The organism is Ferrovibrio sp., from assembly GCF_029255545.1.
GTDB lineage: Bacteria > Pseudomonadota > Alphaproteobacteria > Ferrovibrionales > Ferrovibrionaceae > Ferrovibrio.
In genome coordinates this window covers 139,531-152,950 of the sequence record NZ_JANLJJ010000068.1, presented here as the reverse complement: position 1 = coordinate 152,950, position 13,420 = coordinate 139,531, and the positions used below count along the sequence as shown (strand labels likewise).

11 protein-coding genes are annotated in these 13,420 nt (G+C 65.1%); 3 read left to right on the top strand and 8 right to left on the bottom strand.

What is annotated here, in order from left to right; translation table 11 throughout:
- The 4 genes from Q1J79_RS13900 to Q1J79_RS13885 form a co-directional block, all read right to left on the bottom strand.
- The coding region (locus Q1J79_RS13900; RefSeq protein WP_300301390.1) for a hypothetical protein at positions 1 to 200 on the bottom strand (200 nt) is incomplete at its 3' end.
- Between the two features lie 165 nt (positions 201 to 365).
- On the bottom strand, positions 366 to 1,775 hold the full coding sequence (gene glnA, locus Q1J79_RS13895) for a type I glutamate--ammonia ligase (protein WP_300301388.1): 1,410 nt from the start codon (positions 1,773 to 1,775) through the stop codon (positions 366 to 368).
- Positions 1,776 to 1,882: 107 nt separating this feature from the next.
- Positions 1,883 to 2,221, bottom strand: coding sequence for a P-II family nitrogen regulator (locus Q1J79_RS13890; protein ID WP_297684422.1), 339 nt, complete (start codon positions 2,219 to 2,221; stop codon positions 1,883 to 1,885).
- Between the two features lie 182 nt (positions 2,222 to 2,403).
- A complete protein-coding gene (locus tag Q1J79_RS13885; protein ID WP_300301386.1) occupies positions 2,404 to 3,591 on the bottom strand; it encodes a pyridoxal phosphate-dependent aminotransferase in 1,188 nt (395 codons plus the stop codon).
- Between the two features lie 266 nt (positions 3,592 to 3,857).
- Between Q1J79_RS13885 and Q1J79_RS13880 the strand changes: the two genes are divergently transcribed.
- Both Q1J79_RS13880 and Q1J79_RS13875 read left to right on the top strand, forming a co-directional pair.
- Positions 3,858 to 4,181 carry an NIPSNAP family protein gene (locus Q1J79_RS13880; RefSeq protein ID WP_300301384.1) on the top strand — a complete coding sequence of 108 codons (324 nt, stop codon included), beginning with the start codon at positions 3,858 to 3,860 and terminating at the stop codon, positions 4,179 to 4,181.
- A gap of 53 nt (positions 4,182 to 4,234) precedes the next feature.
- The gene (locus Q1J79_RS13875) at positions 4,235 to 5,920 is read left to right on the top strand and encodes a thiamine pyrophosphate-binding protein (RefSeq protein WP_300301382.1); all 1,686 of its coding nucleotides are present in this window, start codon (positions 4,235 to 4,237) and stop codon (positions 5,918 to 5,920) included.
- Between the two features lie 20 nt (positions 5,921 to 5,940).
- On the opposite strand, the gene Q1J79_RS13870 is transcribed toward Q1J79_RS13875, so the two are convergent.
- The 4 genes from Q1J79_RS13870 to Q1J79_RS13855 form a co-directional block, all read right to left on the bottom strand.
- Positions 5,941 to 7,179: a hypothetical protein gene (locus Q1J79_RS13870; RefSeq protein WP_300301379.1), complete on the bottom strand. Its 1,239-nt coding sequence runs from the start codon at positions 7,177 to 7,179 to the stop codon at positions 5,941 to 5,943.
- 108 nt (positions 7,180 to 7,287) lie between these two features.
- The gene (locus tag Q1J79_RS13865) at positions 7,288 to 9,255 is read right to left on the bottom strand and encodes a cellulose synthase catalytic subunit (protein WP_300301377.1); all 1,968 of its coding nucleotides are present in this window, start codon (positions 9,253 to 9,255) and stop codon (positions 7,288 to 7,290) included.
- Between the two features lie 4 nt (positions 9,256 to 9,259).
- Complete coding sequence (locus tag Q1J79_RS13860; protein WP_300301375.1) at positions 9,260 to 10,543, bottom strand: hypothetical protein; 1,284 nt, start codon at positions 10,541 to 10,543, stop codon at positions 9,260 to 9,262.
- A 128-nt stretch (positions 10,544 to 10,671) separates the two neighbouring features.
- The gene (locus tag Q1J79_RS13855) at positions 10,672 to 11,892 is read right to left on the bottom strand and encodes an HlyD family efflux transporter periplasmic adaptor subunit (RefSeq protein ID WP_300301374.1); all 1,221 of its coding nucleotides are present in this window, start codon (positions 11,890 to 11,892) and stop codon (positions 10,672 to 10,674) included.
- 332 nt (positions 11,893 to 12,224) lie between these two features.
- Here Q1J79_RS13855 and Q1J79_RS13850 point away from each other — a divergent pair.
- Positions 12,225 to 13,420 (top strand): MFS transporter (locus Q1J79_RS13850; RefSeq protein WP_300301372.1); only part of this gene is annotated, 1,196 nt, incomplete at its 3' end.

The window sequence follows — 13,420 nt, the reverse complement described above, 5'->3', positions numbered from 1 at the left end:
TGGGCGATGGCGAGGCCGGCGCCGACGAACAGCGGGCCGGCGGCGCAGCTCAGGCAGACCGCGTACTCCGCGTGCCCGTCGGCCACGTCGAGCAGACGCGGCGCCAGCATGGCGACGCCGAAGCAGCAGCTCACCGCGACGACAAAAACCAGGATCGGCGCCAGGTGGACGGCGGTGTCGTCGCGGCGGGATAAAATCACGGGGCTGCTCATCGGCGCGGAGTGTGGTCGGGCGGCCCGGGCCGGTCAAGGGGGCTGGGCCGCCGCCGCCGCGGCAGGCAAAAGAAAAGCCCCGCCGGCAGCAACCGGCGGGGCTCGTTGGACACTCGGCGGTAAGGCCGCGGGCCCAGGGAAGTCGGTAAAGACTCAGACCGAGTAGTACATGGAGAATTCGATCGGGTGCGGGGTATGCTCGAAGGCGTACACCTCTTCCCACTTCAGCTCCATGTAGGCGTCGATGAAGTCGTCGTTGAACACGCCACCGGCCTTCAGGAAGGCGCGGTCCTTGTCCAGGCTCTCGAGCGCCTCGCGCAGCGAACCGCAAACCTGCGGCACCTTGCTCAGCTCTTCCGGCGGCAGGTCATAGAGATTCTTGTCCATGGCCTGGCCGGGATGGATCTTGTTCTTGATGCCATCGAGGCCGGCCATCAGCATGGCGGCATAGGCCAGGTAGGGGTTCGCGCCCGGATCGGGGAAGCGGACCTCGACGCGCTTGGCCTTCTCGCCGGCGCCGAACGGGATGCGGCAGGAGGCCGAGCGGTTGCGCGCCGAATAGGCGAGCAGCACGGGAGCCTCGAAGCCGGGGATCAGGCGCTTGTAGCTGTTGGTCAGCGGGTTGGTGAAGGCGTTCAGCGCCTTGGCGTGCTTGATGATGCCGCCGATGTAGAACAGCGCCAGCTCGCTCAGGCCGGCATACTTGTTGCCGGCGAAGAGCGGCTTGCCACCCTTCCAGATCGACTGGTGGACGTGCATGCCCGAGCCGTTGTCGCCCTTGATCGGCTTCGGCATGAAGGTCGCGGTCTTGCCCCAGGCATGGGCGACGTTGTGCACGCAGTACTTATAGATCTGCATGCCGTCGGCCGACTTCAGCAGCGTGGCGAACTTGATGCCCAGCTCGTGCTGGCTGTTCGCCACCTCGTGGTGGTGCTTTTCGACCGTCACGCCCATCGCGGCGATGGTGGACAGCATCTCCGAGCGCAGGTCGCCGCCCTGATCCAGCGGGGCGACCGGGAAATAGCCGCCCTTGATCGGGGCGCGGTGGCCCATGTTGCCGCCTTCGTAGACCTTGCCCGAGTTGTAGTCGCCCTCAATGTCGTCGAGGTAGACGAAGGTCTCGTTCATCGAGGTCTTGAAGCGGACGTCGTCGAACACGAAGAACTCGGCTTCCGGGCCGAAATAGGCGACGTCGCCGACCTTGCTCGACTTCACGAAGGCCTCGGCAGCCTTGGCGATCGAACGCGGGCAGCGGTTATACGGGGTGCCTTCATGCGGCTCCAGCACGTCGCAGAACAGGATCGCGGTGGTCTGGGCGGCGAAGGGGTCGAAGGTGAGGGAGTCGAGGTCCGGCTTCAGCAGCATGTCGGACTCGTTGATCGCCTTCCAGCCGGCGATCGACGAACCGTCGAACATGATGCCTTCCTTCAGGGTCGCCTCGTCGCACATGGTGATGTCGAAAGCGACATGCTGCCACTTGCCGCGTGGGTCGGTGAACCGGAAGTCGACGTACTTGGCGTCCTTTTCCTTCAACTGCTTCACAATGGATTTTGCATCAGCCATGGCTGTTTTTCCTGCTGCTTCTTCCCTGGGTTGGTAAGACTCACTGAGGAGGCCCCGCGCGCGGGGTTACTCGATGAGGTGGAGTGGCGGGATGTACTGTCCCGCCGTCAGACTGCTTCCGCGCCCTTTTCGCCGGTGCGGATGCGAATCACGTCTTCGACCGTGGAGATGAAAATCTTGCCATCGCCGATGCGGCCGGTGCGAGCGGCCTGGGTAATCGCCTCGACGGCCTTTTCGACCATGGCGTCGTCCAGCACCACCTCGATCTTCACCTTGGGCAGGAAGTCGACGACGTATTCGGCGCCACGGTAGAGCTCGGTATGGCCCTTCTGGCGGCCGAAGCCCTTGGCTTCGGTCACGGTCAGACCCTGCAGGCCGATCTCGTGGAGGGCCTCCTTCACTTCGTCGAGCTTGAAGGGCTTGATGATGGCTTCGATCTTTTTCATGGGTGCGACAACGCTTTTTTGGCCAGATTTGAAAGACGGGTGGGAGTATGCACGCTTTGTGCCAGTATTAACGGAGGCTTAACGTGCTGGATTCCCGCCGACGGGTGGGGGCTGTGGATAGGGTTTGGGCTGTATTTGCATATAAACTGACCTATTTGATTAAAAATAAGGCTGAATTTTGCCTAATGTTTCGGCTTGTTCTGGCCTAGGTAGTTTGCGATGCGCTGCAACGCTTCCGATATGGCTTCATCCGAGGCGGCGAAGGAGAGCCGGAGATAGCCTTCGCCATGCTGGCCGAAACTGGTGCCGGCAATGGTGGCCACCCCGGCCTGTTCCAGCAGTCCATCCTGCATCTGCCGCGCGGTCAAGCCGGTGCCGGTGATATTCGGGAAGGCGTAGAAGGCGCCTTCCGGCCTGATGCAACTCAGGCCGGGAATCCGGTTCAGCCCGGCGACGCAGAGATCGCGGCGGCGGCGGAAGGCCAGTCGCATCTGCTCCACGGCATCCTGCGGGCCCTGCAGGGCGGCGATGCCGGCATACTGGGTGGCGGCGTTGACGCAGGAATGGGTGTTGATTGCCAGCTTGGTGGCCAGTTCGGCCAGGCCGGCCGGCCACAGGCCCCAGCCAAGCCGCCAGCCGGTCATGGCATAGGTCTTCGACCAGCCTTCCAGGATGATCAGGCGGTCCTGCAACCGGTCGAGATAGGGGATGAAGCTGGCATAGGCGCCATCGCCATCCAGCACCAGGCGGGAGTAGATCTCGTCGGCCATGATGGCGACATGGGGGAAACGCTGCAGCCCTTCGACCAGTTTCCGCACTTCTTCCGCCGGCGCCACGCCGCCGGTGGGATTGGCCGGCGAATTGACGATCAGCAGCCGCGTGGCCGGCGTGATGCGGGAGAGCAGGTCGTCGGCGCGGAAGGCGAAGCCGTTCTTCTCGAGCAGCGGATAGCCGGCCAGTTTGGCGCCGGTGAAGTTGACCAAGCTTTCATAGATCGGGAAACCGGGATCGGGATACATGATCTCGGCGCCGGGTTCGCCGAACATCATGATCGCGGTGGCCATGGTCACCTTGCCGCCGGGCACGATCACGATGCGGTCGGGCGAGACGGTGGTCTTGTAACGCTGCGCGATGTCGGCGCAGACGGCTTCGCGCAGGGGCAGGATGCCGTTGGCCGGCGTATAGCCATGATGGCCGTCGCGCAGGGCCTTGATCGCGGCCTCGACCACATGGGGCGGGGTGGGGAAGTCGGGCTGGCCGATGCCGAGATTGATGATGCTCTTGCCCTGGGCTTCCAGGGCTTTCGCGCGGGCCAGCACCTCGAAGGCGCTTTCCGAGCCCAGCCGTGACATGCGCGCGGCGATCTGCATGCTTGCCTCCCCTTGATCTTGTGCCTGCTTATGACGGGATTCCGGCGCGCGGGCAAGGCGGGGCGAAAGCCTGTATGGCAGTGCAGCATGCCACCGGCGCGCCGTTACGCCCGACCTGAAATGCCGGTTTCGGCATGATGTCATGCGCGGAAAGTATGACCCGCGCGCGGCGCTGGCCGTTATTCGGCACCGGCCTTCCAGTATGCCTTGCGAGGCCAGACAGGCTTGCCTAGTGTCCTGCGCATTATCGAGAGGAAACCGGAAAAATGCTGCTCGATGTCCGCACCTATACCTGCCGGCCCGGCCGGCTGAAGCCGCAGCTCGATCTTTATGAGCAATACGGCCTCAAGGCGCAGAAACGCCATCTCGGCGAGCCCTTCGCCTTCCTGATCACCGAAACCGGACCGATCAACACCTATACCCATATCTGGGCCTATGAGAGCGCCGCCGACCGCGAGACGAAACGCGTCGCCATGCAGGCCGACCCGGAATGGCAGGATTATCTGCGCCGCAGCGCCGAGGCCGGCAACCTGGCGGCGCAGGAAAACCGCCTGATGACCCCGGCCTCCTTCGCGCCGATCAAACGCTGAAAAAAACGACAGCCTTCCCTCAGTCAGACCAACACAACAAGAGAGTCAGAGTCATGAAACGTACAGGCGGTCATATCCTGGTCGAGCAGTTGCGCATCCAGGGCGTCGACACCATGTTCGGCGTGCCCGGCGAGAGCTTCCTCAACGTGCTCGACGGCCTGCATGACCATGCCAATGCCATGCGCTTCGTGATCTGCCGCCAGGAAGGCGGCGCGGCGATGATGGCCGACGCCTATGGCAAGACCACGGGCAAGCCCGGCATCTGCATGGTCACGCGTGGCCCCGGCGCCACCAATGCCTCAGCCGGCGTGCATGTCGCCTACCAGGATTCCACGCCGATGATCCTGTTCATCGGCCAGGTCGGCCGCGACATGATGGAGCGCGAGGCCTTCCAGGAAATCGACTATCGCCGCATGTTCGGCCAGATGGCCAAATGGGTGGCCGAGATCGACGATGCCCGCCGCATCCCCGAATTCATCAGCCGCGCCTTCAGCGTGGCGATGTCGGGCCGGCGCGGGCCGGTGGTGCTGGCGCTGCCGGAAGACATGCTGACCGAGGAGGTGGAATGCGGCGACGGCAAGCGGGCGACCCCGGCCGAGGCGCATCCCTCGGACGAGCAGATGGCGCGGCTGAAATCCATGCTGCAGGCAGCGAAGAGGCCGATGATGATCGTCGGCGGCTCGGGCTGGAGCGAACGCGTGCGCGAGCAGGTGCAGGCCTGGGCCGGCGCCTCCAACCTGCCGGTCGGCGCGGTGTTCCGCCGCCAGGACTACATCGACAATGACTGGCCGAATTACGTGGGCGATGTCGGCATCGGCATCAATCCGAAGCTGCAGGCGCGGATCAAGGAAGCCGACCTGCTGCTGGTGATGGGGTCCAAGCTGGGCGAGATGGCGACCGGCGGCTACACCATGATCGACATTCCGGTGCCGGGCCAGACGCTGGTGCATGTGCATGCCGGCGCCGAGGAACTGAACCGCGTCTATACCGCCGACCTGCCGATCCATGCCTCCGCCGCCGCCTTTGCCGCCGCGCTGCAGAAGATCGGCCCGGTGGATGGCCGGGCCTGGGCCGCCGGAACCAAGCAGGCGCGCGCCGATTACGAGGCATGGCAGGCCCCGGTGGTGTCGCCGGGCAATATCCAGATGACCAGCATCATGCGCTGGCTGACCGACACGCTGCCGGCCGATGCGGTGTTCTGCAACGGCGCCGGCAACTACGCCACCTGGATCCATCGCTTCCACCGCTATCGCCGGCATACCAGCCAGCTGGCGCCGACCTCGGGCTCGATGGGCTATGGCGTGCCGGCCGCGGTTGCCGCCAAGCTGACCAACCCGCAGCGCACGGTGGTGGCCTTCGCCGGCGACGGCTGCTTCCTGATGACGGGGCAGGAATTCGCCACCGCCATGCAGTATGGCGTGAACATCATCGTGGTGGTGGTGAATAACGGCATGTACGGCACCATCCGCATGCACCAGGAGCGCGACTATCCCGGCCGCGTCAGCGGCACGCAGCTGGTGAATCCCGATTTCGCCGCCTATGCCCGCGCCTTCGGCGGCCATGGCGAGACGGTGGAACGCACCGAGGATTTCGCCGAGGCGTTCAAGCGGGCGCAGGCCGCCAACCGGCCGGCGATCATCGAGGTGAAGCTGGACCCGGAAGCGCTGACGCCGCGCGCATCATTGTCGGAAATCCGCGCCGCCGGCCTGAAAGCCAGGGCGCATCACAGCGACCGCTAGACTCCGCGTCGCGGCGCCGGTCATTCCGGCGCCGCCGGTGCCGCCGGCAGATGCGCGGTCTTCACCGCCTGGGCGGCCGCATCGGCCGCCGCGCGGCCGAGCAGGGTTTCGATCTCGGCCGGGCTGTCGAGGAAAACCGACAGGTGGCTGCCCTGGAACAGCCGGACGCCATGGGCGACGCCGATGCTGATCTGCGCCGTGCTTTCGCAATGGCAGAGCACGGTTTTCGCCGCGGTTTCCGGCGCCAGCGCGGCAAGGGCCCGCTCCAGTCCGGCCTCGTCCTGCGCCAGCGCGTCGAGCTTGAGATAATCGGCGGCGGCCAGCTCGCCGGGTTTCAGCGTCGCCAGGTCCTCGCCGCGCACGCCATCGAGGGCGAGGGCGATGCCCTGGCGCTGCATCTGGTCGAGGATGCGGCCCGCCACATCGGCCGAACGGCGCCAGTCGAGCAGGGCGGTCTCGATCACCATGCGGTGCAGCTGCTCGGCCGGCATGCCGCCAACCAGCCGGCGGAACATGCCGCCGACGATGCTGGAGGGATTGAGGTTGAGGAACAGCCGTCGCGGCGTGGTGGGCGGCTCCTTGATCAGGTGGCTGAGCATGCGCTGGTCAAGCAGCTCGGTGCTGCGGCCGAACAGCCAGGCATCGGAGTGGATGAGCTGGCCGGTGATCTGCTCGATGGCGGCGATGGAGACCCAGAATTCCTCGGCGAAGGCGGCCGGCGGCTGGTCCTTTTCCAGCTGCCAGATGGTCTGCGAGCGAATCTGCAGCGTCAGGTCGGCCTGGCCGATGGTGCGGTCGATGTCGATCATGCGGTCGAGGCTGGCGACATCCGGCGGCGCCGGATCGCTGATCGGCACCGAACGGTCGGCCGGCGGGGCGGGAGCCTGCTCCATCAGCCGCGAGCAATAGGCGACGAAGCGCTCGGGACTCTCTTCCAGGTCGTAATGCACCAGCCGGATGCGGCCATGGCGCTGGGCCAGCAGGAAATCGTTCAACTCGTCGATGCGGCGGATGATCTGCGGCCGGTCGTCGCCCGGCACCACCAGCACCACCACGTTCATCGCCAGCGGATGCACGCGGATCGCATGATCCATGGCGTGGTCTTCCAGGAAGCGGACGAAGGCGCGGAACAGCACCCGGTTGCGGATCGCCGGCACGCCGGAAAGATCGACGATCAGGGCGGAATAGCCGGCCTTGTGCTGGCTGATCTCGCGCGCCAGCTTCAGCAGGGCCTTGGCTTTGATGGCTTCGGGCAACATGGCTTTCTCGTTTGTTCGCCCAGTCTCGGGCAAAAGCGGTGGACGGATACACGGCTATGAAGTGAATCAAATTCCGCGCGGATTTTCGCCTATTTTTCCGGTAATATCCTACCGCATCCCGAACACCCAGCGGAACACGCCGCTGAAGGCGCTGCCGATCTCGGTCCGCAGCGCGACGCTGTCGTAATCCCCGGTATACAGCTTGACGATGATCGCGGCGCGCGGCGCGCCGGCGCCAAAGCGCAGATTGACATTGCGGCCGCCGGCATTGGTGACATGGGCGGTGACCGGGCCAATGCCGGTGATCTCGATGATCACGTCGGCATCGCGCAGCTGGGTTGCCAGCGCCGGAGCAATTTCGACCCGGGCGCCGGAGACCGACATGTCGAGCAGCCGGGCCGGCTCGCGGCTGCCCTGCCAGAGCAGGTGGGCAGGCTCGTTAAGGTCGAAGCGCTCCTCGCGGCGCTGGCGCGGCCGCTCCACCGCCAGCAGCATCACCAGGGCGAGGATCAGCAGGTTCCAGCAGCTCCAGAAGGTATACAGGGTCGGGTCGCCGCCATCGGGCTGCAATCCGTCCACCAGCGCGGTGCGATAGGATAGCAGGGCGATGGTGGTCAGCACGAACAGGGCGCCGGCTTCCAGCATGACGGTCCAGTTGATCTGCACCCGGTCGGTCAGCATGCCCTTGGCGGTGACGCGAAAGGGCTGCGCCTTGCGGAACAGCAGCGCTTTCCACACCGCCGGCGCCACGCGCGAGGCGCAGACGAATTCGGTCAGGTCGGTGAGCAGCGGCATGATGCGGCCGCCGGAGATCCAGACGAACAGCGTGGTGGAGGCGATGAAGGCGGGCAGGAAATGATAGGCATACTCGGCGGCCTCGGCGCGCAGGATGGCGATGCCACCGATCCAGTAGAGCAGCGGCGCGAACAGGCCGAACAGGCAGAAGGTGGGCAGGCTGAGCCAGTAATTCGCGGTTTCCAGGAACAGCAGGCGATGAATGAAATCGAGGTTGTTGTGGCCGAACGGGCCACAATGGACGAACAGCGACTGGATGGCGCCGATGCCCCAGCGGCTGCGCTGCTTGATGTACTCGCCGATGGTCTCCGGCGCCAGGCCGCTGGACAGCTTCTCGTTCAGATAGCGGGTGAGGTAGCCGGCATCGATCAGCTTGAAGCTGAGCAGGATGTCCTCGGTGATGGTTTCCGTCGGATAGCCGCCGATCTCCTCCACGGCGGCGCGGCGCGCCACGAAGGAGGTGCCGCAGCAATAGGACACGTCCCAGCCATCCTTGGCCGGCTGCAGCGTGTCGAAGAAGAAGCGCTGCTCGTCGACCCAGGATTCCGACAGCATGAAATTGTGCTGCAGCATGTTGGGGTTGAAGAAGAATTGTGGGGTCTGCACCAGGGCGACGCGCGGATCGCGGAAAAAGCCGACCACGCGGCGCAGGAAATTGCGACGGGGCACGAAGTCGGCATCCAGCACCATGATCAGGGGCGCATTGGTCTCCTGCTTCGAGACATTGAGCCCGTTATTCATGTTGCCGGCCTTGGCGCCTTCGTTGCCTGGCCGCGTCAGGTAACGCAGCCCGAGCTGGGCGCATTTGTCGCGCAGCCAGTCGCGGCGCGTATCGTCGAGCACCCAGATGGTGAAATGGGGGTAATCGAGGGCGCTGGCGCCGAGGAGGGTGCGCTCCAGCACCTCCCAGGATTCGTTATAGGTCGGAATGAAGACATCGACGGCAGGCAGGTTGCCGTCGCGGTGGCTGTCGCGCTCGTATTCATCGGCCGCCGGGCTGTTGTCGCGATGCCGCCAGAAGGTCAGCAGGCACATATAGGTGCTGAAGGCCAGCATCAGCTCCAGCACCATGAACAGCAGGCCGAAGGCGAAATCGGCCGGCTGGTCCATCGGCGGCAGGGTTTCGCTGATGCGCCACCAGAAATAGCGCAGGCTGAGCACGAAGGCGGCCAGGATCAGGCCGCGGCGCACCAGCATGTTGGTCGGCCGCACCAGGGGCAGCAGCAGGATGGCGCCAAGCAGCAATGCGACGCCGGGCAGGGTAGCCAGCAGATCGTTCATCGCTTCAACGGTCGAACAGGGTTGTCGCGCGGCGGGTCAGGCGATCGAGCATGGTGTCGCTGTGGCGCAGCCGGCCGATGCGGCCGATCGGGCAGGCCATGCCGTCGCCATTGTCGGAAAAGTCGACGGAGAAGATCCAGCTCAGCTGTCCCGCGGCCAGTGGCATGGCGACGGCGAATTCGCGGTTGCCGGCATCCTGCTCGCCACGCACCCCGGCCAGACGGGCCGGATAGGTGGTCATCCTGTCATTCTGCTCGAATTCCACTTGGGTGATATCGCCGATCGACAGCGTCTCGTCGCTGCGCCGGTCGCGCGGCACCTCGAAGAATATGTGGCTGCAATCGGCGATCTGCAGCAACGGCGCGCTGGTGCCGATCATGGCGCCATCGCTTTCCAGCCGTCGCCACAATATGCCATCCACCGTGGCGGTGATGGTCGCTTCATCGACCACCGCGCGGCGGCGCTGCTCGGTTTCGATCTGCTGCAGCGCCTGAAGCCGCTCGGCTTCCAGCTCGGCGCGGCGGCTTTGCAGGGTCAGGCGCTGCAGTTCGATATCGTCGCGGCGCTGCTGCGAATACGGGGCGTTGTTGTATGAATCGCTCAGATAGATGCCGCGTCCCGCCGCCTCGCGCTCAAAGGTCAGGCGCTGCAGGGTATTGCGCAGCGTCGCCAGCTCGGCCTGGCCGATCTCGGCCTCGGCCCGCCGGCGATCGAGTTCGGCGCGGCTGGCATAGTCGGCGCTGGCCAGGGGCTGCACCCGCTTAAGCTGGACTTCCAACAGGCGCAGGTTTGCCTCGGCGCCCTTGATGCGTGATTCCGTTTCGGCGATCTGGGCCGAGAGATTGTTGATCACGGCGCGGTGGAAATTCTGGCTGTCTTCATGCAGGCGCTGCATGATCGGTTCAAGAGCGGCGATCTGCTGGTCGAGCACGGCCGTCCGTTCGGCAAGGCTGGCGCTGAGCGCCTGCAGATCCGCCAGCCGCACATCGTGACCGGGCGGGTCGCGCAGCACCGCCAGGGTCTCGCCATACCTGACCATCTCGCCCGTCCGCACGCCACTGAACTCGATTTGGCCTTCAATGGGGGCGCGCATCGTGACCAGTTCGGCGTTGACGCGGCCGAGGGGATACTGGGCGTAGAACACGCCGGGCAACAGGGCGTAGCCAAACACCGCCAGCAGGAAGAGGCCGAGCGCGATGCGCAGCAGGCGTCCCAAGTTGGTTTTGGTTGCTGTTATCGTCGACTGGTACATGTCGGAGCCGGCATGAGAGGAAGCATGGAATTCCACTCTCCCTGCGATTTCTGCAATCTGGAAAATAACACTTCAGGTGGGCTGTGGGGAATATAAATGATCGCGGGCCTGAAACCACGCCCGATCGGTAAACGACCATAGCGACTTGAAACAATCGCAACGGCCTAGCGTCGCGCAATACGGTCGATCAGGCTGTCGCCGTGGCGCAGCCGGCCCATGCGGCCGATCGGACAGGCCTCGGCGCTGCCCGAGAAATCGACGGCGAAAACCCAGCGGATCTGATCCGGCGCGGTGCCGCCGGCGAGCGCGAATTCGCGGCGGTCGGAATCCTGCTCGCTGCGCAGGCCAACCAGGCGGGCCTGATGCGGCGTCATCTGGCCATTGCGTTCGAAGTCGACGGTCACGCTGTCGCCGATCGACAGGGTTTCCTCGTGGCGGCGGTCGCGCGGCACCTCGAAGAAGATCCGGCTGCAATCGGCGACCTGCAGCAGCGGCGCGCTGATACCGATCATGGCGCCATCGCTTTCCAGCTGGCGCCACAGGATGCCGTCGACCGTGGCCTGAACGGCGGCTTCGCCGACCTGTTCGCGCCGGCGCCGCTCGGCCTCTATCTGCTGCTGCATCTGGGTGCGCTCGGCCTCCAGGTCGGCCAGGCGGGTTTCCAGCGCCAGGCGCTGCAGTTCGACTTCGTCGCGCCGCTGCTGGGAATAGGGGGCATTGTTGTAGGAGTCGCTGAGGTAAACGCCCTGTTCGGCCGCATTCCGTTCCTGGCGCAGGCGCTCGGCAGCCTTGCGCTGGGCGGCAAGCTCGGCATGGGCGACATCGGCCTCGGCGCGGCGGCGATCCAGCTCGGCGCCACTGGCGTAATTGGCGGCGGCCAGCGGCTTGATGCGTTTGAGCTGGGCATCCAGCAGGCGGACATTCGCCTCGGCCTGGCGGACCCGGGCCTCGGCTTCGGCAATCTGCGCCGACAGGTTGTCGATCACGGCCTTGCGGAAGGTCTGGCTGTCGCGGCCGAGCCGCTGCACGAAGGGCTCAAGGGCGGCGATCTGCTGCCGCAGGCCGGCGCTCCGCTCGTTCAGGCTGCCATGCTGCGCCTCAAGACTGGCCAGCCGCACGTCGCGATCCGGCGGGTCGCGCAACGTCGCCAGAGCCTGGCCGCGCCTGACCGTGTCGCCGACACGGACATCGCTGAAACTGACCTGCCCGTCGATGGGCGCGCGCAGGGTCACCAATTCGGCATTAATGCGGCCCATCGGATGCTGGCTGAACACCACGCCGGGCAGCAGGGCATAACCGAACAGGCCGAGCAGGAAAACGCCAAGGGCGATCCTGAGCGCGCGGCCCAGGGTGCGTTGCTGGGGTTTCAGCGGAAACATGTACATTGCGGGTTGGAAATCCGGAGGGCGTTGGCGAATGTCTTTATCCGGATACTTGCAAATCCCAGCATTAAAATACCGTAAGTAGTTTTTGGCCTGCCGGATGAATTGGTTATTTATCAATTAATTTCTGCAGCTTAGCTGTTTACACTTGTTCAATCGGAGGGCGCGAAACAGGCCGCGGCGTCGCGATATATCTACTTATGGGTGTGTTTGGCGTGCCTGCCTCAGCCCGGCCGCATTCCTGTGGCGGATTCAGCCCGGCCAGAAAAAATTGTGTAACGTTTTGTGTCGGTTGCCACCATGGTACCGGCCGGCAGATCGAAGCGGAAGAAACCATGCTGTCATCCCTCGCGCCGATCGGCGCCCTCCTGCTCAGCGTTGCATTGCTGCTCACCGGTAACGGCCTGCAGGGCACGCTGCTGCCGGTGCGCGCCAATCTGGAAAGTTTCGGCGCCCTGTCGATCGGCGTGCTGGGTTCGGCCTATTACATCGGATTTGTCGGCGGCTGCCTGCTGACGCCGCGGCTTATCCGGCGCGTCGGCCATATCCGGCTGTTCACCGCCATGGTGTCGGCGGCCTCGGTGATCCCGCTGGTGCATGCCATCCTGGTGCAGCCGGCGCCGTGGTGGCTGCTGCGCGGCCTGACCGGCTTCTGCATGGCCGGTCTTTACCTGATCATCGAAAGCTGGCTGAACGAACGGGCGACGCTGGAAAACCGCGGCCTGATCTTCACCACATACACGACCGTCAATTTTTCCGTGATCACGCTGGGCCAGATGCTGATGCTGGCCGATGATCCGATGCGCTTCCATCTGTTCAGCCTGGCCTCGATCCTGGTGTCGCTGGCGGCCGTGCCGGTGGCCATGACGCGTTCGCCGGCGCCGGCGCCGATTTCCTCCGCGCGACTGTCGCTGCGTGGCCTGTACAGGGTATCGCCGGTCGGCGTGGCCGGCGTGCTGACCGTGGGCCTGGCCAATGGCGCCTTCTGGGCGCTGGGTCCGGCTTTCGCGGTGCAGACCGGCCTGGGCGTTTCGCAGGTGGCCTGGTTCATGAGCGCCACCGTGATCGGCGGCGCGCTGTCGCAATGGCCGTTTGGCCGCCTGTCCGACCGGATGGACAGACGGCATGTCATCCTGGTCGCCTGTGGCTGCGCCGCCGGAGCCGGATTGCTGATCGTGTTTGGCTACGCCCTGTGGCCAGCCATGCTGCCGGTCGCGGCCTTCCTGTTCGGGGTGTTCTCGTTTCCGCTTTATGCCCTCAGCGCCGCCCATGCCAACGACATGGCCAAGCATGTCGATTTCGTCGCCATTGCCGGCGGGCTGCTGCTGATCAATGGCGCCGGTTCGGTGATCGGGCCGCTGATCGCGGGCACGGCGATGCAATGGGCGGGCCCGCTGGGCCTGTTCGGCTTCACGGCGCTGGTTCATATCGCGATGGCGTTATTCGCGCTCCATCGCATGCGCCAGCGCGCCGCATTGCCGCAGGAGGAAAAGAGCGATTTCGTAACGATGCCGTCCACCGCGCCGGTCCG